The following is an 18,779-nucleotide window of genomic DNA, read 5'->3' as shown; positions in this document are numbered from 1 at the left end:
AAGGCCGGATACGTTTGTGCAGACAGATCAAGCTGAACCCGAGAAACCACTTGCCGACGGGGCGGGCCATACGTTTTTTTCCCGCGCCTGACGCCTTCTGGTGAGCCCGGATAACCGTTCCATCGAGGTACACTAAGCCGAGTGACGGGCCCCGTTCCTGGCACAGGTCCAGCAATCGCTGCCACACACCGAGCTTGGACCAGCGGATCGACAGTTGTGCAGCCCGCCACCAGGGACCGAGATGGGGCGGCACGCTCCGCCATTTCGTACCGTTGGTATGCCGCCACACGATGGCCGACAGAGTGCGCCGCAGATCCTGAGGCGCCATCTTGCCCTTCGGCCGGACAGCCTCGATCAGCGGAGCCCATAACGCCCACACGCCATCGTTGGAAAAGTCGATCGCTTCAGACTTGGTCATCCATCCCAGATAGTTGAGCGACCCAAGCCCTAACAGACCGTAGGAACACAGCAAAATGAGAGGGGTGATGGTGCTGCCAGAGAGGATTGAACTCTCGACCTCTCCATTACCAAAAGGGTGTTGCCTTGTTTGCCGGCGTTTGCGTCTGTTGTTTTGCACGACCTATCGCCCGGCCACGAATGCAAATTTATGCTTTCGTAGCGGGATGGATGTTTGCGAGGGTTTGCGCTAACGGTGCTTCCACGGTGCGTCCCAGAGAGCATCGTGTATGTGCGTCCCACGCCCGAGCACCGCCATGGCCAAGATGAAGTTGACCGATGCCGCCGTCTCCCGGCTCGCCCTCGCGCCGGGGCAGACGGACGTGATGATCTGGGACGCGGAGCTGCCCGGCTTCGGCCTCCGCATGCGCCCGGCCGGGCGCGCCTGGACCATCGGCTACAGGCCGGCGGGGACGGGCCGCGAGGGGATGTTCAAGCGGCTCAAGATAGGCTCGCCCGAGGTGCTGAAGGCCGCCGAGGCGAGGGCCCACGCCCGGACCGTCCTGGCGCAGATCGCCCTCGGCGCCGACCCATTGGCGGAGCGGGCCAAAGCGAAGGTCAAGGCCGCTACGACCACCACGCTCGGCCAGGTGCTCGACCGCTATGAGACGAGCCTGGAGCGCCGGGGCTATGTGAACCGGCGGACTGTCATGGCGACGCTCCGCAACAGGATGGCCGGGCTGCTCAAGCGCGAAATCGCCACCGTGACGGGAGCTGAGTTGGCCGAGATCATCGCCAGCGTCGAGGCCGCCGGGAAGCCGGGCGCCGCGAAGGACTTCCGCACCGTGAGCCGCGCGTTCTTCGGGTGGGCGCTGAGCGACGCCCGCGTGGTCGCCGTTAACCCGCTGGCGGGCTACCGAAAGCAGCGAAGCACCCGGGCCGACAAGGTCGCCCAGGAGGAGCACGGCCGCGCCCTGTCCGACGTCGAGCTTGCGGCGGTGTGGAAGGCCGCCGACCCCGCGACGACGGTCGGGCGCCTCGTGCGGTTCTACGTCCTGACCGGATGCAGGCGCGGCGAGGGCGCCGGCCTCACCCGCGCCATGCTCGACCGCCCTGCCCTGCTGGTGCGGCTGCCCGCCATTTTCGTGAAGCAGGCGCGCGGCCACATCGTCCCGATCACGCCGGCGCTGGCCGGGCTGTTCGATTGCTGCATCGTCGACAGCCGGTCGGACCTGCTATTCCCGTCCTCTCGCACAGGCGGGAAGATGAGCGGCTGGAGCAAGATGCTCGCGGCGCTGCAGCGCGAGTCCGGCGTCGAGTTCGGCTTCCACGATCTCCGGCGCACGCTCCGCACCGGCATGTCCCGCCTCGGCGTCGACGTCGACACGGCCGAGCTAGCGATAGGGCACGCACGCGAGGACCTCGAAAAGATCTACAATCGCGACGACGCGATAGACGCCCTCCGATCTGCATTCGATAAATGGTCGGCCCACGTCGCTGCTGTGACGACTGTCTCTGAATAATATTTGGACGCCGCGGCCATTGTTACTCGGCTCGTTATCGGCGTTGCTGATGACGGTAAGAATCACCTTGCAAACACCGTGCGCAGGGCGCATAAACATTCTGCCCCTTCGGTGAACAGCGTTGATCCGTTGATAAGGGCCCGTTCCTGCCGCTCCTGAGATCTTGTTGGGCCGAAGAGCCGATTGTCCTCACGCGCCCTGACGGGCGCACCGCGCAAGGTCCGCAAGCATGCCCTGGACAACGAAAGAGCGCCGCGACGAGCTGCGCCAGAACACCCCCGTGCCCGATCTGAACAAGCTCCCGCCCGACGCGCTCCTGACCGACAGGCAGGTGTCGCTGCTCTCGGGCTTCGCTGAATACACGCTCCGCGTCTGGCGGATGAAGGGCAAAGGTCCGAAGGTGACGCTCATCGAGGGCCGGCCGCGCTATCGGGTGGCAGACTACCGCGCATGGGTCGCACGCTCGGCGTCGTCCCAGGCGGAGGCCGCTTGAGCGATGGCCTACAACGAGATGAGGCCGCCCCTGCTGGAAACAGGGAACGGCCTCGGGATTTGCTCAGCCACCACGCCTTGCGATCCCGAACATAGCGCGACACCGCTCGCGCGCCAAGTAGTCGTGTCCTCGTCGTCCATTCCGTCGATCGACAGATTGATGATCGGACCCCGCCACCACCTCCTCTGGCTCGCGCGGCGCGCCCGGGTCAGTCTGGCGCACGCGTCGGCCCTGGCCGAGGCGCACGGGATCGGGGGCTTGTAGTGTCCCTCCTCCCGCACCGCCACTTCCTCGACCTCGGCTTCGCCATGGTGATCCCCGTCATGCCGGCCGACGGCACGGCCGCGCCCGACTCCACGCTGTCGATCGGCAACCGCGGCGCGGGAAAGACGCCCGCCTACCGGGCCGACGACGGCCTATGGTGGGGGCTGAAGGACTGGCTCCTCCGCACCTCGGCGCCGGCCGACCTCGACCGCTACGCCGCCATGGGCGCCAGCGTCGGGATCCGCACCGGCCTGCAGCCGGACGGGAACACCCTGGTGGCGATCGACGCCGACGCCACCGACCCCGCCGTGGCGGCGCTCATCCGAGCGTGCATCGGGCGCCACTTCGCGTCGCTGCCCTGCCGCGTCGGCCGTGCCCCGAAGGCCCTGTACCCGATCCGAATCCGAGGCGGGTTCGTGTACCGCCGCATCGAGTACGGGAAGGCTAAGCCGTTCGACCGCGTCGAGCTGCTGAGCGACAAGAGGCAGATGGTCGTCGAGGGGCTGCACCCGCGGACGATGCAGCTATATCGGTGGACGACGCCGCTCGTCCGCTACGATGACCTGCCTCTCGTCGACGAGGCCGCCGTGGTGGCGTTCCTGGCAGAGCTCGAGACGCTGCTGCCCGACGTGCAGCGAGTGAAGAAGGATGGCGACGCAGACACGGCACCGGCGCAGGCGTCGCTGCGAGGGAAGCTGGAGCACGTCCGCGATGCGATGGTCGCGCTGCCGAACACCACTGCGCTGTTCCCCGACCGAGAGAGCTACCTCAACGTCGGCTACGCGCTGAAGGCCGCCCTGCCGGACGACCGCGACGAGGGGCTCACGCTGTACCTCGACTGGTGCGCGCGGTGGGACAGCGGCGACGCCGGCGAGGTGAACGACCTCGAAGTCGCCGAGTCCGACTGGCGACGGATGTCGGGCCCGTTCCGGCTCGGCGCGTCGTGGATCTACGACCAAGCGGAGCGGCACAGCGACGGCGCCTGGTCGCGGGCGCAGGTGCACTTCGAGACGCCCGAGGCGGGCGAGCGGCTGTTCGGCTTCAGCGATGACGGAGACTCCCGGGCCGCATCAGCGGCCCGCTTCATTTTCAAGAGCTTCGGCGAGGCGGCTGACAGAGCTCTCACAGACCCATCACCCTTCCTGGTGAAGGGGCTTCTCGACCTCGGCGCGATGTCGGTGGTCTACGGGGACAGCAACGCCGGCAAGACCTTCGTCATCATGGACTTGGAGCACTGCGTCGCCACCGGCCGCCCTTATGCCGGGAAGCGAGTCTTCCAAGGTCACGTCCTCCACATCTTTACCGAGGGCGCCCGCGGCGGCCGCAAGCGGGCCGAGGCGCTGCGGCGAGCCTGCGGACCGGCATCGGACTTCCACTTCCTCTTCGGCACGGTGGACCTGTTCGACCCCGCGGCCGACATCGCGCCCCTGCTCGACGCCATCAGGGCGAGCGGCCTCCGCTTCGTGCTAATCGTCGTCGACACGGTCGCCCGGGCCATGGCCGGCGGCGACGAGAACTTGGCGAAGGACATGAGCGCCTTCGTCCGCAATGTGGACCGCCTCCGCATCCAGACGGGCGCCCACACCATGCTCATCCACCATACCGGGAAGGACGCGGCACGCGGCGCCCGAGGCTCATCCGCGCTCCGCGCTGCGACGGACACGGAGATCGAGATCGCGCCGGGGCAGATCACGGTCACTAAGCAGCGCGACCTCGACAAGTCGTGGTCGTCCACCTTCACGCTCCGCGTCGTCGAGCTCGGCCGCGACGAGGACGGCGACGTCATCACGAGCTGCACCGTTTCCCTGGGCGCGGAGCCGTCGACGGACGCGGACGGCGTGATCGCGGGCACGTTGGCCGAGGTCGAAGAAGCACGGGAGATCCGCCGTCTCATCGCTCTGTTGAGGGCGGTCGAGAGCGAGCCGAAGGCGTCTGTACGGCGGCTCGGCGAGCTCGCGGTCATCCCGAAATCCACCGTCGGGAAGATGTTGGATCGGCTGAAGAGAGACCGCCTCGTCTCACCGATCCTGGGGACGTGGGAGCTGACGCCGAAGGGCGTCAAATATCTCGCGGATGCAACGTGAGGATGCCGGGACAGAGCGGGACAGCTGTCCCGTTTTTGTCCCGCTCTGTCCCGACCCGTTTCACCGGGACAGAGGCCGGGACAGAGAGGGCGTTATCCGCATTGAAACAGCAATTTAAGCCGGGACAGAGGCCGGGACAAAACTGTCCCGCTCGCCGCTCTTGTCCCGCTGTCCCGCTCATCTCCCCCCTTAAGGGGGGAGAGGCGGGACACTGGACGGCCTGGACGACAAAACCGACAACCGGAGTGAGACCATGAAACCGCTGGGCCAGTTCGATCAGGACTATTCCGACCGCATGCTCAAAGCGTGCTTCGGCGCCATCGTCGCGACGGCCAAGGACGAGGCCACCAACACGGCCATCTTGCGCAACGGCGAGATCTACAAAGCGCTGCTGACGATCATGGCGACGATGCTCGCCACCTCGGCTGAGGCGAAGACGCCCCGCGGCATCCGCATGTTGAGCGAGGACTTCAGCCGCGAGCTGGCGAAGGAGGTCAGAGCGTTCAAGGTCATGTTTGACAGAGACGGTGCGCCATTCTCGTCCAGCGTGTTCGAGGGCTGCCATTGATGCGGTCTCATCTCTCTCCGTGGCTCGGCCACCGGCGTGTCGTCGACGGCCAGGTCTTCGAGTGCGTCGCCGCAGAGCCCGTCACCTACCGGAGCGGCAAGACCCGCCTCCGGCTGAGGTGGTCGACCCGCTGCTCGGCCTGCGGCGCCGGGTTCCGCTTCGAGACGGCGCGGAAGCCGAAGGGCGCCGAGCTCCGCACCCTCTGCGGCACCCACCGCCCGACGCGGGCCACCGTGCTGCGCGCGATCCGCTACCTGCTCGCCAACGTGGCGAGCGCCCCCGACATCGAACAGGAGACCGCCCGTGGCCGCTGAAGCCCGCACCGCCCCCCGCCGCCGCGTCGACCTGCTCCAGTGGGAGCACCACCACGGCCGCATCTCTCACCTGACGCTCGCCGCCGGCCGCGGCCTCGAGGAGGCCTTCGCGCTCCTGCATCGCTCGGGTGCGTCGACCTGGGGTGAGCGGGTCGACGCGCCGCGCGGGGGCGACGGCGAGCCTGTCAGCCGTCCGCCGGCACCGTTCCTGGTTCGAGGCGCTCGATGAGCGTGTAGGCTTGGGTGGCGCCGATCCCCTTCAGGTTGATCTCTCCCCGCGGCTCCAGCCGGTAGGTGCGGTGCAGCCGGTAGAACGTCGCCTCCGACACCTGGATGCAACCCTCGGCTGCGGTCGCCTCCAGCCGGCTCGCGACGTTCACGGTGCGCCCCCAGTAGTCGTAGCTCCTCTTGTTCTTGCCGATGATGCCCCCGATCAGCGATCCAGTGTGCATCCCCATCCTGAAGCGGATCGGGTATCCGAACTCGGTGGAGAAATGGGCGGCCTCGCGTTGGACCGAGAGCGCGAAGTCCGCCATGTCCTCAGCCGGGTTCCTGTCGCGCCGGTTGGCCGGGTGGTCCGTCGCCCCCGTGACGGCCATGTAAGCGTCCCCGATCGTCTTGACCTTCTCGACGCCGAACTCAGCCGCTAGCTCGTCGAGGCGCGAGAATATAGCCGTCAGCAGCTCCACTAGATGCTTCGGGGCCAGCCGCTCCGCGAGCTGCGTGAACCCGATCAGGTCGCAAAAAAGGACCGTAACCTCTCCGAACACGTCCGCCACCGACTTACTTGGGTCGGTCACCCTGGAGATAGTCTCGAGAGACATAAAGGAGAGCAGCTGTGCCTGGGTCGTCTCTCGCTCGCGCATCACGACCTGCTTCTCCGCAAAGGCGATCCGCATCAATCTTTCGCGCCAGAAGGTGGCACAGCAAGCGATTACGAACGTGCTGTTCACGAAGCCGAGCGAAATGGCGACATGCTGGAAGTCAAAGGCGTCGGAGCGGATCAGCACGACGGCATGGAGCGCTTGGAACACGAGCCCTATGCAGAGGACGTTCAGCGTCGCTAGCGGGAGAAGCGCGAGGAAGGCTGTCGCTAGCATGAAGTTTGGGGTCGCGTTGCCCTGGGCGATCTTGAAGCTGGTCTCTCCGTCGAGGAGCAACACCGCTACAGCCACCAGGCCCCCAGCGACCAGGGCGAAGGCGGACGTCAGTGCCTGGACATGGCGCCTGGCGGGTCCCGGGTATGTCATCGCCAGAAAACACAGCATGATGGGGCAGGCCACCATGTACCGGAAGCGGGTTGACACGACGCCGCCGACATCGCTCGCGAGATCTGTCAGACCGAACAGAGCGAACGTGGCCGTGGCCAGCAGTATGCCCGCTCGTAGGATCGGCAGAGCCTGTTCCATTGAATGGTGCGTGTAGCCGCGCTCCACGCTCTGGTCGTCGAACGAGAGCCCTGCTCGCGAGAGCAGAGAACCGATCGCAGATCCACCCCGAGATGTTGCTGACACGAGCTCGGCTCCTCGACGATCGAATCGACCCCGGTCGGGCCAGCCTCGGACTATACGCGGACAACATGCTTCGTCGCGAGGCACGCGCCCTCGCTCAGGCCCTTGTGCTTTAAACCACGCCGTCCAGCTCACGTGCCTTTCGGGCATTCTCGCGATTTGCTATTGACGCGCGGACCCCAGCTCCGCTACCGTAACTACAAGCTCAGGAAGTGGGCCTCACACAAGCCGCCTTGACAGGGCGGCTTTTTTATTGCCCGCGCTTTCCGGCCCGTTCAGAGGTTGCGGCGTTTTCAACCTCTCCGGATCCTGACATGGCAGCAGAGCGACTTCTCTGCGGCGCGCGCTCTATCGCCGATGCGGTGGGGCTGCGGCCGCGCCGCGTCTACCACCTCGCCGAGGCCGGGATCCTGCCCGTCTTCAAGATCGGCGGTCAGCTCTGCGCCTCGCCTTCGGCGCTCGAGGAGTGGCATGCGGCACAGCTTGCCAGGGCCGGCCGCAAGACAACGAGGTTGGTGTGATCCCAGCTCGATCGATCTGGCCCGACGCGCCGCCGGCGGCGGTGTCCGTCCGCCGTCCATCCGCCCTCGATTAAGTGCCGACGCCGAGCCGCACACCATCCTGGAGTGCGGCTCGCTGCTGACGATCGGGCCGCAGCACCTTTTCGACGAGGGCGGATGCGCGGCGGCTGTATCGTAGGACTGACTCGCGTTCCGAGTCTGCAGCTCCGTCGGCGATCCGCGCGGCACCTACGCGAGCTGGGGCGCGGCGCACTTCGCGCTTGTGGACGCCGCGCTGGCGCGGGAGATCCAAGAGGGGCGGATGGCGGAGTTTGTCAGGGGCTGAATAGCCGCGGTCACCTCCGCAGGACGGACATGATGTCTTCCGGCCCCGTGGCGAGCGTGTAGCCCATCAGTGCGAAAGTCACGGCGACGAGTCCGAACAGGGTCAGCGCTAGGCCGAAGTCGAGAGGTTTGGTCGTGTCGAGAGATGCGGTCGCGTCGAGCATGTTGTCGTTGGACGGCTCGGCGGTCTGCCGGGCCGACGCCGTGATCTGGACGTTGATCACGACTGGCGCACCGTTTCGGACCGAGGACGGACGACGTCATGCAGAACGGCTACGCTCGCGCCGATGAGCGTGGCGAGGATGCAGGTCAACGCGACCGGGTGGTCGAGTGACATGGCAACGATGCCGGAGATCATCCGGCCCACCAGGGTGTTCCCGGTCGAGACAACATCGTTCAGCATCGGTCCACTCCTCGCCTCATGGGCGGGAGCGGCGCAAGGAACGATCCAACAGGCGGCGGTTCAGATCATGTCGTGGGCGATGGCGCACTCCTCGGCCGCGCGCCGGGCACGCTCGATGATGCGCAGCACGCTGTAGGTGGGCAGGTCGTCGGCCCAGGTCTCCAAGCGTGGCGGCCGGCGCGTCGCCTGCAGCTCCACGATGGGGAACGAGTAGCGGCGCCCCTCGTCGGTCGTGACGACGACGCGGTCGTCCGATGGTTCGGCGTGGTAGGTCATCATATCCCTCCCGTTGTCGACGGTAGATCATCGCAACCCAATGAGGCACCGTGGGGCGGTACCCCGGCGACGATGCGGCGGTCCACAGGCTGCCGGCGGAGCCGGTCGGGAGGTCCAGGCAGATGGCTGACGACGAGGAAGACGAGTTCGAGGTGATGGCGGCCGCGCTGGCCGAAGGCGCTGAGGTCGGATTTTGTCGGCCCGGCGGACCGCACGACGGCGTCGAGGATGTCAGCCTTCGCCGGCACGGCGACGCCTTCATCGCCAAGCGGATCGACGGCACGACGCTCGGCGTGTTCGCCAGCCTCACCTCGGCGCTGGAGGCGATCGAGGGCGAACTGACCGGCGCGGACGACGAGGCCTGAGAGGCCTGTCCACAGCATGATGAGGAGGTCGCGATGGACGAGAACCCGAGCGACCTGCCCGGCAAGGTGACGTGGTTCAAGCGCGTGACACCCTCGATGGTCGAGGCGTTCCAGATTGCGGGCTGGGCGGTCGAGCCCGTCGCCAGCAGCCACCACGACGCGCACTGCGTGCTGATGCGGTTCACCGGCAAGGGCGATCCCGAGAACGCGCCGCGCATGCCGGTGGGTAGGCCGCGCGTGGTGCGGAAGAGCTATCCGGTACCGTCGCGCAGGTGGGGCGGCCCCGGCCGCTGGTGACGGGCGCCGATGCGGGGGCAGGCCCCAGGATGGGACCGTCAGCGCCGGAGGGCGTCACGCCCGGCCGGACCCCGCCGCAGCGGGCCCGACCCCAGCCGAAAAACCCCAGGGTCCTGTCCCCTCCCGGCACCCGTCGAGGGGACAGTGCGACCGCGGTCGGCGTCTAGGTCCAACGTTTCAAAACCGCTTAACTCTTCACGCCTTAACGGTGCGACATGACCATCATTAGCAAGGCTGCACTGGCCGCGGAGCTGTCCGTATCTAAGGCCAGGGTCTCGCAATACCTGAAATCCGGCTTGCCCGAGAGGGAGGACGGGAAATTAGACAGGGAGGCCGCCCTTCATTGGATCTCCCAGAATCTCCGGTCCGGCGCCGACCACCGCAAAGGACCAGCCCGCGCCCGCGCCCTCGTCCCGACGAAGCGTGGAGTGAAGCCGCACGGGGATCCAGAGACCGCCGTGCGGGCCCTCGTCTATCTGATGTGCCGCGTCCAATTCTACGTCGCGGGCACGGCGGTGGACCTCGGCCTGCCCGCCGCGATGGCCTACGCGCTGGCGGATCAGATCCACATGGGGCTACTCGACGCCGCGAGGGAGCACCTACAGCGGTTCGGCGATTCCGGTCTCGCCTCACGCTTCGTGCTCGACCACCCGGACTTCGAGAAGTGGCAGCCCGACTGGGCGGACCTCGCAGCCCGCGCCGGCGAGCCGCATGACGAGGATGCGTGGTCCGCCAATCTGGACAAGCTGATGGGTTGGGAGTCCTGAGCCATGGTGACGTTCCGCATCGACGGCCTCGACCGCCTGCTGAGAAACCTGGGCGAGTTTGAGCGGCAGATCCCGTTCGCGATGGCACAGGCGCTCAACAGGAGCGCCGACCAAGCACGAGAAGAACTACCGGCAGTGTGGGCGCAGCACATCACGGCTCGCAATCCGAACTTCCTTAAATCTGCCATGACCACTAAGGGGGAGCGCGCCACGAAGTCTAGGCTTCGCGTCGTGCTCTACGACAGGTTCGGCACGGCGAACTTGAACCTGCACGACAAGGGCGGCACGGCACGTGCGCGGGGCGCCTTCGCAATCGCCACGAGGACGTCGGGCATCACCGCCCGGCGCGGCCAGAAAGGCGTCCCGAAAGGGTTGCGGCCGCGCAACCTCGCCAACGCTTTCGCTAAAACCGGCAAGTCCGGCGACCTCGTCATCTATCAGAGGTCGGGCAAATACCAGAAAGCGACCAAAACGGCTCGAAATAAAGCCGAGAGGACAGGCGGACCAAGACCGAAAGGCACAGATAATCGCCACCTGAGACTCGAGTACGTCACCAAGCCGACGAACCCCGTACGGGCCGACGTGCCGCTGAGCCGCGAGTTCTACCAGATCATGCGCCGCGAGGCGCCGAAGCAGTTCGCCATCGCCATGCGTTCGGCGATGAAGAATTCGTTCCGGAAATGAGGGCGGGATGATCGATGACCCGATCCTGGCGCGCCTCGCCGCCCGCGCCGCCTCCGCCATGGCGACGGCTGCAGCGGCTACAGCCGCGGTGCAGGCGTACCTCGAGACCGGCGTCGTGGAGCAGGAAGATGACCTCGTCTCACTAAAGGATGCCGAGACTGAATATCGCCGGTCCAACGACACGCTGAGACGGTGGGCGACTGAAGAAGAGCTCGGCGTCAAAGTCGCCGGTAAGTGGTTCCTGAGTAGATCCCTCGTGCGCCGGTTCAAGTCCGGTTAGGCATCGTGCCTATGCGAGACGCCCAAGTGACGGTCCTGCCGGCACCACTATCCTGTCGTCGTCGTCACCGAATCTGGACGGGGACGATCGGGGCCGCCTGCGTCTGTCCTTCCCTGGAGCCGCCGGGCGGCCCCGTTTATCCCGGAGATCAAATGAAGATGTCCTTCAAAAAAGCCGACCCGATCGCCGACGCGCAGGCCCAGGTCGACAAGTTCACGGCGCAGCGCGACCGGCTCGCCGAGCGCCTGGCCGAGGCCGACGGCCGTGTCGGGGCCGCCCAGCGCGCGCGGCACGAGGCCCTGACCGGCGGCGACCCCACCGCGGCCGAGACCGCGAAGTTCGACAAGGCCTGCGCCGACGCCACGGAGGCCCGGGGCGGCGTCGACGAGGCAGCCCGCGCCGTGGCGCAGCAGCTTGAAGAGGCCACCCGCCACTGCGACGTCCTGCGCGACGCCACGCTGCGCGCCGGGGTGGCCGACGCCGAAGAGCTTCGGGCGTCGGCGCTCGATGCCGCAGCCGAGGCGCTGGCGGATGCGGCGCGGGCCTTCGACGGGGCCCGAGTCGCTCTGGTGGCGGCGGTGGCCCAGCACGGCGTGCGGATCGAGAACCCGCTCAGCACGGACGGCTCCACTTCGGCGGCCCTGCTGGTCAGGCCCGTCGTCCAGGCGGCGCTGCGTCTGGGGGCGCCCGGCATGTTCCCCACCGCGGACGGGCTCGGCGTGGCGCTGGACACCGACCCCGTGCTCTCCCTGCGCCGCGGTCAGAGCGGGCGGCTGCGGGACCACGCCGAGGACGTGAGGGCAGGCGTAATCCCGGCCGCCGAGTTGCCGCGTCCCGGCGCGCCCGCGCAGGCCCTGAATCCCGACAGCCCGCTCGCCCCAGAGCCGAGGGCGATCGCCGTCTTCAGCGCGCCGTTCTCGTACCTCGCGAAGAACAGCTCGTCCCTGGTCAGCGTCGAGGCCGGCCAGGTCGAGGTACCCGAGCGCGTCGTGTCCGTCGCGATGGAGATGGGCGTCGCCTTCGCGGTCGGAAGCGCCGATGCTCTGGCGATCCTTGGGCGGATCGCCAACACGCCCGCATACGGCGCCAAGCTCGCCCGGGTCTTCATCGACACGGACGACGGCGTGGTGGGCTCCGCACCGGCCGCCCGAGTGGCGTCACCACCCTGGCCGGATGACCGGTCCACGGGGGCAAGGGCGTGACGGCCGCGACCTACGACGACGTGAAGGCGCTGGCCCACAAGCTCGCGGGCTTCACCGGCCTCGACCCCGAGGCGACGATCCGGCCCGACGCGCTCCGGGCCGAGATGCTGATGCGGCTTCGGGCCGGCGTGTTCGCGCGGGGCATGACGGGCGCGAACACCAACATGCCCCGGGCATGGATGAACTTCGTGCCGAGCGCCGAGGTCATGCTGGCACGCGACCCCGCCATCCTGTCCCGCATCGCGGGCGGCTACGTGCCGCCGATGCGGGGGCGCCAGCAGGGGGCGCGGACATGATCGGCTCGGCCTCCCCTCATTCCGGCCACATGGCCAGCACGAAGGGCGCCAGTGCGGCCAACGGCCCGGCGAATGCCGCAGCCCACCACCATCGCCCCGGCCAGTCGGCCACGTGTCTCGATCGGCTGCGCATGTCGGTGCTCCGGGCCAGATGGCATCTGACCACTGCGACCTTGCGCACGCCCGACCTTTTTCACGCTGTCGGCTGAAGCCGGGCTCGATGGCTCCCTCACCCATCAACGAAGGAACAGCACCATGGCCAAGGGCCTGATCCCCGAAGTCGAGAACCCCGCCGTCACGGTCAAGCTCCGCGAGCCGATTAAGCTGCTCGACGACCTGCTGACGGAGGTGAAGCTCCGCGAGCCGCGGGGCATCGACATGATCCAGAACGGCAACCCGGTGAAGTTCAACGGCTTCAGCGAGGAATATCAGGTCGCCTTCGACGAGGTGGCCGTCGTCAAGATGCTTTGCGCCCTGTCCAACGGGCTGCCGCGCATCGCCTTCGAGCGCATGAATACGAACGACCTCTCGGACTGTTGCTGGGCCATTGCCCCCTTTTTTATCCCATGGGTCAATCGAAAGGAGGAGAGTCCGAAGGCGCCCGACGATGGCGATCTGAACTAGAGAGCGACGACGCGGAAGGTCCGCTCGAAAATCTAGTCACGGCCTGTCAGCAGCTCGCGGCGCACTTCCACTGCTCGCCCTACGAGTTTTTCGACAAGCCATCGAACGAGATATGGACGATATACGAATTCGTCCTCAAAGAAACCAAGCGCCAACGCAACAATGACTGAGGAGCCGTGATGGCCGACGAACAACTGCGCCTCGTCGCGTCCCTGAAGGACAACGCCTCGCCCGGCGTCCGCAGGATCAAGTCCGAGCTGAAGACGATCGACGTCGCACCGGGCATGGCGCAGGCCCAGAAATGGGTGCGCGGCTTCAACGAGGACGTGGCGAAGTTCAAGAAGAGCAGCATGACGGTGGCGTCCGTCATGTCGTCGATGGGCGTCGGCGGGCTCGCCGCGGCCGGCTCCATCGGCACCCTGGCGGCGGCGTTCAAAAGCCTCGCCGACAAGACGCTCGACATGCGCGAGCTCGGGCGCGAGGTCGGCCTCACCGCCGACGAGATCAACGCCATGAACCGGGCGGGCCAGCACTTCGGCTTCGACCCGTCGCAGATGGAGGGCGCGATCAGGCACTTCGCCGGCCTGATGCCAGAATTTAAACGCGGCTACGGCGAGCTGAACAACATCCTGGCGCGCCAGCCCGACCTCATCAAACGGCTGAAGGTCGAAGACACGAAGACCCAGATCAAGGAGATCTTCGACTTCCTCGGCACGATCAAGAACCCGCAGGACCGCATGGTGTTCGAGCGCGGGATCTTCGGCACGGACGGCGTCGAGAAGCTGTTCGCCGAGGGCGGCAACGGGTTCGAGGCCCAGGCGGAGAAGTTCCGTACCACCTTGGCCCCGATCACGGCCCAGGCGGCGGCGCAGGCTCAGGCGCTCCGCGACGCGATCAACGACTTCAACGCCGCCGTCGAAAACCTTGAGATGAAGGCGGGTCCGACCGTTTACCGCTGGCTCACGGCCGGCGTGAAGGAACTCGGCGCCGTGCTGACGCAGGTGGAGAAGGCGCCGGGCGACGTCGCCGCTGCGGCGGCTGTGATCGCGGGGAGCCTCGTCGCCCTGCGGGTCCGCAACCGCATCGTGCGCGGGAGCGCGCTGGCGGGCGGCGGCGAGATGCGCGCCGCGGCGGGTCAGTTGTCCGCGGCCGGCGGCGGCCTGGACAAGACGGCCGTGACGCTGAACGAGGCGGCCATCGCGCTCCGGGAGGCGGCGATCGAGCTGCGCGGGCGAGGTGGCACGCCGGGCACTGGATCGGGCGGTGGCGCGCCCGGCCAGGGTGGCCAGCCCGGTTCCTCGCCCGGCTTCAGCAACCTCACCCCGGGCGGCATCTTCGCCGCACTGCAGGTCCTCGACCTCGCGGGCCGCGCCCCCGACGAGCTTCGCAAGCTGCAGGCGAACCCGGATAAAGATGCGGCCTCGCCGGAGATGGAGTTCGCCGCCAAGCTCGGCGACACCGTTCGCGGGTGGTTCAAGGGTGGCACCTCGCCCGTCGTCCCCGCCTTCCACCCCGACGACGACCGCCTGTCCCGCGCCCGCGCGTCGGACATGCCCGACCGCAGCCTTGATGGCTTCGTGGTGGGCTCGTTGGAGAAGCCGATCCTGCACCTGTCGGGCACGCTGAGGACCGCGGCGCGTCAGGCCGAAGAGGACGGGATCAAGCCGGCGGCGTTCCACTCGGGCGGGATCGTCGGCGCGGCCGTGAGCGACCCGGTGGCGATGCTCGCGGAGGGCACGCGTCGAGGCGTGCTAGCGGCGTTGCGCGAACTCCAGGGCGGCGTGTCGGCCGACCCCTCGACGGCGCGCTCGGGCATCATGCCGGCGAGCTTCGGTGGTGGGGGAGGAGGTGGAAGTGGTGGTTCCGGAGGCGGCGGGAACTTCGACACGTCCGGCGGTGGAAGCACCAGGGCGAGCGGCTCCCTCGCGGCGAACCAGCGCGAGGCCTACGCGGCGGCGATCGGCGAGGGTCTGTCGAAGACGGCAGCGCGGGCGCTGGTGGCCGACCTGTCGGGCGAGGGGTTGGCGCGCGACGCTCACCGCGTCCATTGGGACGGAAAGCACAACTCCGGCGGCATCGCGCAGTGGGATCCACAGCGTGCGGCTGCGATCCAGCGCAAGTTCGGCAAACTGCCTTGGGAGATGGATGTCGCGGGACAGACTCGCGCTTCCATTTGGGAATATCGGAACAACCCGCGCTTCGCCCGCACCAAGGCGGCGATGGAGGGCAGCGACCCGGGCGAGATGATCAAGCAGCTCGTCGCCAACTACGAAGATCCGCGCGACAAGGCCACGGCGATCCGGCAGCGCATGGGCTACCTGCGCGGCTTCAACCCGGACTCCGATACATCAGGCGGGGCCGTTGGCGATGCTCTCGGCAAGCTCAAGCTGGCGAGGAACGTTGTCGGCGTCCAGTGCGTCGCCCTCGCCAACGCCGCCGTGGGCTTCGGCGGCAGCGTGAAGGAATGGCGCCGAGGTGTGAGCGCGGCCGACGGCACACTGAAGGACGGCACGCCGATCGCCACCTTTTTGAACCGAGACGGGTCGCAGTCCAGCCGGTACGCCGGCGGCGGCATCGGCACCGAGGGCGCGAACCGCGACCATGCCGCGGTCTTCCGGCGCTACCTGCGCGACGAGGCCGGGAAGGCCATCGGCATGACGGTGTCCGAGCAGTCGCGCGGCCACGCGCTGCACCTCCGAAACTACATGTTCGGCCGAGGTGCGGGCGAGCAGAACGGATCGAACTACAACGCCATCATGGGGCCGGACGGCAGGCCGCTCGGCGGCAGCAGCAATCCCATGACCGAACTCCGCGCCGCAGCGGAAAGGCTCGGCGGTGCCGCCCGTGACGACCTCGCCGCGGAGAAGCGCAGGGCAGAGGACCGTCGCCAGCAAACCGCCCAGGTGGACGGCGGCATCGACGCCCACGTCCATCTTCACGACCACCGTACCAGCACCCGCGTCGAGCGCCGCGGCGCCATCCGCGACGCCAGCATCACCGTCCGCCGCGCCCCGCAGCGCACCTCCACCGTTTGAGGAGCACCCCGTGCCCGATCCCCGCACCATCGCGAAAATCTCGACCCAGGGCGCCAACGCGGCCGGCTATTACGGCTCCTGGAAGACGGTCCAGGTCCGCCGCGACTTCGGCAACGGCGTGTCCGTCTTCTCATTCAGCGCCAGCGAGGTCGCGACGGGCGGCCAGCGTTCCGTGACGCTCCTCAAGCCCGGCGATGCGGTGGCGATCTCGCTCGGCGGGCACCAGGTCATCAACGGCTACATCACCAAGCGCCAGGCCTCCTACGACAAGGACAGCCACGACCTCGTCATCCAGGGCAAGTCTCGGACGTGCGACGTGGCGGACTCTTCCGTCATCATTAGGCCGGGCGACTACAACGGCTTCAACGTCCAGCAGATCGCCAACGGCGTGATGCAGCCGCACGGGGTCAGCATGGTCACGCGCAACCCGCCCCCCGGCTGGGACCGATCCTTCGACTTCGCCGCGCCCCACTACGGCGAGACGTGCTTCGCCTTCATCAATCGGCTGGCGAACCAGCGCGGCCTGCTGCTGACCGACGACAAGGACGGCAACCTCGTCGCGGGACAGGCCGACGCCAGCACTACGGCGGTCAGCCTCGTCGAGGGCCGCAACATCCTCCGCGCGGTCGGCGTGCTCGACGACGAGAACGCTTGGTCGACCACGGGCATGATCCAGCAGTTCCCCGGCACGGACCAGACCTGGGGCACCACGCGCGCCGCGGCGGCGACGGTGCAGAACCCGGGCCTCACGCGCGCGAACCGCGTCCGCCTCGTTCACGGCGATATGGCCGGCGACCCTTCGCAGCTCGCCACGCGGACCAGCTTCGAGAACATGCTGACCGCCTCGACGATCGTCCAGGCCAGCGTGACCGTCGTCGGGTGGTTCAAGCCTTCCGGCGACCTGTGGAAGGAGGGCGACAGCGTCACGGTGCTGTCGCCGATGCTGTTCCCGATGGCGACTGGCGCCGTGAAGCTGTCCGTACAGAGCGTGACCTACGCACAGGACCCGGGCGAGGGCACCACGACCACGCTGGAACTCGTGCAGCCGCAGCGGCTCGGCTCGACCATCGACCCGAGCTATTCGCAGGGCCAGCCCGAGCCGGCCCCAGCCGCCGCGGCGCCGGCGGCTCCCGACACGCCCGTGAAGGGTTGAGGAGCGCGCCATGTCCTTCGATCCCGACGACACTGGCCTTCGCGCTCGCCTCACCCTGTCCCGCGGCAACATCGTCAGCGCCGACGACTCCAAGCTGATGCAGACTGTGACGTTTCGCGGCCTGACGAACGAGCTGCTGACCGCCGAGCGTTTCCAGACCTACGGCCACACCAGCATGCCGAAGCCCCCGGACGACGCGGCCGGCGCCAAGGCCGCCGAGGTCGTGGTTGGCACCATCGCGGGCAACCGCAACCACATGGTCGTGCTGGCGATCGACGATCGCCGCTACCGCATGAAGAACCTCAAGCCCGGCGAGGTCGCGACCCACGACGACCAGGGCCAGAACCACCACATCGCCCGCGACGGGATCAAGAGCACCGCCAAGTCGCACGTCATGTCGGCGACGGAGGGGTCGAAGCCGCTCGGCACGTTCGAGCTGAACGATCAGCAGAAGGGCGTCGATGCGCGTCTGTCGCAGGCTGAGCGCCACATCCACGGGCTGTTCGACGTCACGTCGCGGCTCAACACGATCGCCATGAGCGTGATCCCGGCGCTGCAGCAGATCGCGCCCATCCTGAACCAGGACCCAAGCGGCCTGGACAAGATGGAAGAGGCTATCATCGGCAAGGCGCCGGCCTACCTGCAGAAGCAGATCAGCCAGGCGCTCGGGAAGTTCGGGGCCTCGCCGATGGCGGGCGTGGCGTCCGTGCTCGGCGGCGGCATCGAGGCGCTGATCCAGGCCGCGATGGCGCAGATCGCGAGCCTGATGCAGGCCAACCCCGCGGTGGCCGTGGTCGACGGGCTCAGGGACGAGCTCGCGGCGCTGCAGTTGAGCGGCTCGCCCGCGGTAGTGGCCGAGATGACGCCCGTCATCCAAGGCTTCATCGACAGCGCGATGCAGGGCAATCCGATCGTCGGGCAGGTGGCTGACCTCCGGTCCAAGCTCACGGCGCTGATGGATAGCGCCGGTCCCGGCCTGAACTTCCTGGCGCCGCAGCAGCGCATGGCCCAGGGCTTGACCAAGTCCCTCAAGCTTTCGCAGTGAGGTGAAGATGCCGAGATCGTGTTTTCTGCCGGACGTCGAGTGCAGCGCGGAGGAGCGGGCCGAGGCGGAGCGGCTGTGCCTCGCCGAAGGCGTGGACCCTCGCGGTAGGGTGACGTGGACGTGGACATACCCGGACGGGTCGAAGCGCACCATCGAGCGCGAGGAGTGGGTCGCCTACCTCGACGCGGCGCGGGCGCTGATGAGGACTAGGTGGCCGCGCGGAGAGCTGACGGCCTGAGCGCCGCACGGTAGGGTGCGGAACGCTGGGGCAGGACACAACATGCGATCACTGATGTCTCTCGCCGTCGCGCTGTGCTTCGCGACGGGTGCCGCTCTGGCTCAGTCGGGCGGCCT

Annotated in this window: 24 protein-coding genes; 19 read left to right on the top strand and 5 right to left on the bottom strand. The window is 67.8% G+C overall.

The annotated features are described in order from the left end of the window. A partial coding sequence (locus D3273_RS25360; protein WP_207210900.1) for a transposase occupies nt 1-418 on the bottom strand: 418 nt, incomplete at its 3' end. A gap of 295 nt (nt 419-713) precedes the next feature. Here D3273_RS25360 and D3273_RS25355 point away from each other — a divergent pair. The 6 genes from D3273_RS25355 (at nt 714) to D3273_RS25330 (ending at nt 5,871) form a co-directional block, all read left to right on the top strand. Continuing rightward, nucleotides 714-1,919: a tyrosine-type recombinase/integrase gene (locus tag D3273_RS25355; protein ID WP_165359691.1), complete on the top strand. Its 1,206-nt coding sequence runs from the start codon at nt 714-716 to the stop codon at nt 1,917-1,919. Between the two features lie 229 nt (nt 1,920-2,148). Beyond that, a complete protein-coding gene (locus tag D3273_RS25350) occupies nt 2,149-2,412 on the top strand; it encodes a helix-turn-helix transcriptional regulator (protein ID WP_129229750.1) in 264 nt (87 codons plus the stop codon). Between the two features lie 263 nt (nt 2,413-2,675). Next, nucleotides 2,676-4,760 carry an AAA family ATPase gene (locus tag D3273_RS25345; RefSeq protein WP_129229749.1) on the top strand — a complete coding sequence of 695 codons (2,085 nt, stop codon included), beginning with the start codon at nt 2,676-2,678 and terminating at the stop codon, nt 4,758-4,760. A 253-nt stretch (nt 4,761-5,013) separates the two neighbouring features. Next, a complete protein-coding gene (locus D3273_RS25340; RefSeq protein WP_129229748.1) occupies nt 5,014-5,328 on the top strand; it encodes a hypothetical protein in 315 nt (104 codons plus the stop codon). Then, nucleotides 5,328-5,642: a hypothetical protein gene (locus D3273_RS25335; RefSeq protein ID WP_129229747.1), complete on the top strand. Its 315-nt coding sequence runs from the start codon at nt 5,328-5,330 to the stop codon at nt 5,640-5,642. Before D3273_RS25340 ends, D3273_RS25335 begins: the two co-directional genes overlap by 1 nt. Next, nucleotides 5,632-5,871, top strand: coding sequence for a hypothetical protein (locus D3273_RS25330; RefSeq protein WP_129229746.1), 240 nt, complete (start codon nt 5,632-5,634; stop codon nt 5,869-5,871). Before D3273_RS25335 ends, D3273_RS25330 begins: the two co-directional genes overlap by 11 nt. Here D3273_RS25330 and D3273_RS25325 read toward each other — a convergent pair. After that, complete coding sequence (locus D3273_RS25325; protein ID WP_165359690.1) at nt 5,828-7,078, bottom strand: adenylate/guanylate cyclase domain-containing protein; 1,251 nt, start codon at nt 7,076-7,078, stop codon at nt 5,828-5,830. The genes D3273_RS25330 and D3273_RS25325 overlap by 44 nt on opposite strands. 389 nt (nt 7,079-7,467) lie before the next feature. On the opposite strand from D3273_RS25325, the gene D3273_RS25320 reads away from it, so the two are divergent. Further along, the gene (locus D3273_RS25320) at nt 7,468-7,674 is read left to right on the top strand and encodes a DNA-binding protein (RefSeq protein ID WP_129229744.1); all 207 of its coding nucleotides are present in this window, start codon (nt 7,468-7,470) and stop codon (nt 7,672-7,674) included. Nucleotides 7,675-8,009: 335 nt separating this feature from the next. On the opposite strand, the gene D3273_RS25315 is transcribed toward D3273_RS25320, so the two are convergent. The 3 genes from D3273_RS25315 to D3273_RS25305 are packed head-to-tail and all read right to left on the bottom strand — an operon-like array spanning nt 8,010 to nt 8,677. Beyond that, the gene (locus D3273_RS25315) at nt 8,010-8,222 is read right to left on the bottom strand and encodes a hypothetical protein (RefSeq protein ID WP_129229743.1); all 213 of its coding nucleotides are present in this window, start codon (nt 8,220-8,222) and stop codon (nt 8,010-8,012) included. Next, a complete protein-coding gene (locus D3273_RS25310; protein ID WP_129229742.1) occupies nt 8,219-8,401 on the bottom strand; it encodes a hypothetical protein in 183 nt (60 codons plus the stop codon). The genes D3273_RS25315 and D3273_RS25310 overlap by 4 nt, the downstream gene beginning before the upstream one ends. A 60-nt stretch (nt 8,402-8,461) precedes the next feature. Further along, nucleotides 8,462-8,677 carry a hypothetical protein gene (locus D3273_RS25305; protein WP_129229741.1) on the bottom strand — a complete coding sequence of 72 codons (216 nt, stop codon included), beginning with the start codon at nt 8,675-8,677 and terminating at the stop codon, nt 8,462-8,464. Between the two features lie 122 nt (nt 8,678-8,799). Between D3273_RS25305 and D3273_RS25300 the strand changes: the two genes are divergently transcribed. The 12 genes from D3273_RS25300 (at nt 8,800) to D3273_RS25245 (ending at nt 18,663) form a co-directional block, all read left to right on the top strand. Continuing rightward, the gene (locus D3273_RS25300) at nt 8,800-9,042 is read left to right on the top strand and encodes a hypothetical protein (protein ID WP_129229740.1); all 243 of its coding nucleotides are present in this window, start codon (nt 8,800-8,802) and stop codon (nt 9,040-9,042) included. 33 nt (nt 9,043-9,075) lie between these two features. Further along, a complete protein-coding gene (locus tag D3273_RS25295) occupies nt 9,076-9,339 on the top strand; it encodes a hypothetical protein (protein WP_129229739.1) in 264 nt (87 codons plus the stop codon). Nucleotides 9,340-9,797: 458 nt separating this feature from the next. Next, nucleotides 9,798-10,106 (top strand): hypothetical protein, encoded by a 309-nt coding sequence (locus D3273_RS25290; RefSeq protein WP_129229738.1) that lies wholly within the window; start codon nt 9,798-9,800, stop codon nt 10,104-10,106. A 3-nt stretch (nt 10,107-10,109) separates the two neighbouring features. Beyond that, nucleotides 10,110-10,790, top strand: a complete 681-nt coding sequence (locus D3273_RS25285; protein ID WP_129229737.1) for a hypothetical protein — start codon at nt 10,110-10,112, stop codon at nt 10,788-10,790. Between the two features lie 7 nt (nt 10,791-10,797). Continuing rightward, a complete protein-coding gene (locus D3273_RS25280) occupies nt 10,798-11,070 on the top strand; it encodes a hypothetical protein (RefSeq protein WP_129229736.1) in 273 nt (90 codons plus the stop codon). A 158-nt stretch (nt 11,071-11,228) separates the two neighbouring features. Then, nucleotides 11,229-12,272, top strand: a complete 1,044-nt coding sequence (locus tag D3273_RS25275; protein WP_129229735.1) for a hypothetical protein — start codon at nt 11,229-11,231, stop codon at nt 12,270-12,272. Next, the gene (locus tag D3273_RS25270) at nt 12,269-12,568 is read left to right on the top strand and encodes a hypothetical protein (RefSeq protein ID WP_129229734.1); all 300 of its coding nucleotides are present in this window, start codon (nt 12,269-12,271) and stop codon (nt 12,566-12,568) included. Before D3273_RS25275 ends, D3273_RS25270 begins: the two co-directional genes overlap by 4 nt. Before the next feature lie 255 nt (nt 12,569-12,823). After that, entirely contained in the window at nt 12,824-13,192 is a 369-nt protein-coding gene (locus tag D3273_RS25265; RefSeq protein ID WP_129229733.1) for a phage tail assembly protein, read from the top strand. A gap of 179 nt (nt 13,193-13,371) precedes the next feature. Beyond that, complete coding sequence (locus D3273_RS25260) at nt 13,372-16,227, top strand: phage tail tip lysozyme (RefSeq protein WP_129229732.1); 2,856 nt, start codon at nt 13,372-13,374, stop codon at nt 16,225-16,227. A 10-nt stretch (nt 16,228-16,237) separates the two neighbouring features. Beyond that, entirely contained in the window at nt 16,238-17,380 is a 1,143-nt protein-coding gene (locus D3273_RS25255; RefSeq protein WP_129229731.1) for a phage baseplate assembly protein, read from the top strand. 10 nt (nt 17,381-17,390) lie between these two features. Further along, nucleotides 17,391-18,425, top strand: a complete 1,035-nt coding sequence (locus D3273_RS25250; RefSeq protein ID WP_129229730.1) for a phage baseplate assembly protein domain-containing protein — start codon at nt 17,391-17,393, stop codon at nt 18,423-18,425. 7 nt (nt 18,426-18,432) lie between these two features. Continuing rightward, on the top strand, nt 18,433-18,663 hold the full coding sequence (locus tag D3273_RS25245) for a hypothetical protein (RefSeq protein ID WP_129229729.1): 231 nt from the start codon (nt 18,433-18,435) through the stop codon (nt 18,661-18,663). The last annotated feature ends 116 nt before the right edge of the window (nt 18,664-18,779 follow it).

The sequence above is a fragment of the Lichenibacterium minor genome, assembly GCF_004137685.1.
GTDB lineage: Bacteria > Pseudomonadota > Alphaproteobacteria > Rhizobiales > Beijerinckiaceae > Lichenihabitans > Lichenihabitans minor.
Note: the sequence above shows the minus strand (reverse complement) of the source record. Positions and strands in the feature narration are given on the sequence as shown.

Bases quoted from the DNA above. Each gene is read 5' to 3' on its own strand.
- D3273_RS25355 (WP_165359691.1), top strand. From the start codon at position 714: ATGGCCAAGATGAAGTTGACCGATGCCGCCGTCTCCCGGCTCGCCCTC.
- D3273_RS25350 (WP_129229750.1), top strand. From the start codon at position 2,149: ATGCCCTGGACAACGAAAGAGCGCCGCGACGAGCTGCGCCAGAACACC.
- D3273_RS25340 (WP_129229748.1), top strand. From the start codon at position 5,014: ATGAAACCGCTGGGCCAGTTCGATCAGGACTATTCCGACCGCATGCTC.
- D3273_RS25335 (WP_129229747.1), top strand. From the start codon at position 5,328: ATGCGGTCTCATCTCTCTCCGTGGCTCGGCCACCGGCGTGTCGTCGAC.
- D3273_RS25320 (WP_129229744.1), top strand. From the start codon at position 7,468: ATGGCAGCAGAGCGACTTCTCTGCGGCGCGCGCTCTATCGCCGATGCG.
- D3273_RS25310 (WP_129229742.1), bottom strand. From the start codon at position 8,401: ATGCTGAACGATGTTGTCTCGACCGGGAACACCCTGGTGGGCCGGATG.
- D3273_RS25305 (WP_129229741.1), bottom strand. From the start codon at position 8,677: ATGACCTACCACGCCGAACCATCGGACGACCGCGTCGTCGTCACGACC.
- D3273_RS25300 (WP_129229740.1), top strand. From the start codon at position 8,800: ATGGCTGACGACGAGGAAGACGAGTTCGAGGTGATGGCGGCCGCGCTG.
- D3273_RS25295 (WP_129229739.1), top strand. From the start codon at position 9,076: ATGGACGAGAACCCGAGCGACCTGCCCGGCAAGGTGACGTGGTTCAAG.
- D3273_RS25285 (WP_129229737.1), top strand. From the start codon at position 10,110: ATGGTGACGTTCCGCATCGACGGCCTCGACCGCCTGCTGAGAAACCTG.
- D3273_RS25280 (WP_129229736.1), top strand. From the start codon at position 10,798: ATGATCGATGACCCGATCCTGGCGCGCCTCGCCGCCCGCGCCGCCTCC.
- D3273_RS25275 (WP_129229735.1), top strand. From the start codon at position 11,229: ATGTCCTTCAAAAAAGCCGACCCGATCGCCGACGCGCAGGCCCAGGTC.
- D3273_RS25265 (WP_129229733.1), top strand. From the start codon at position 12,824: ATGGCCAAGGGCCTGATCCCCGAAGTCGAGAACCCCGCCGTCACGGTC.
- D3273_RS25260 (WP_129229732.1), top strand. From the start codon at position 13,372: ATGGCCGACGAACAACTGCGCCTCGTCGCGTCCCTGAAGGACAACGCC.
- D3273_RS25250 (WP_129229730.1), top strand. From the start codon at position 17,391: ATGTCCTTCGATCCCGACGACACTGGCCTTCGCGCTCGCCTCACCCTG.
- D3273_RS25245 (WP_129229729.1), top strand. From the start codon at position 18,433: ATGCCGAGATCGTGTTTTCTGCCGGACGTCGAGTGCAGCGCGGAGGAG.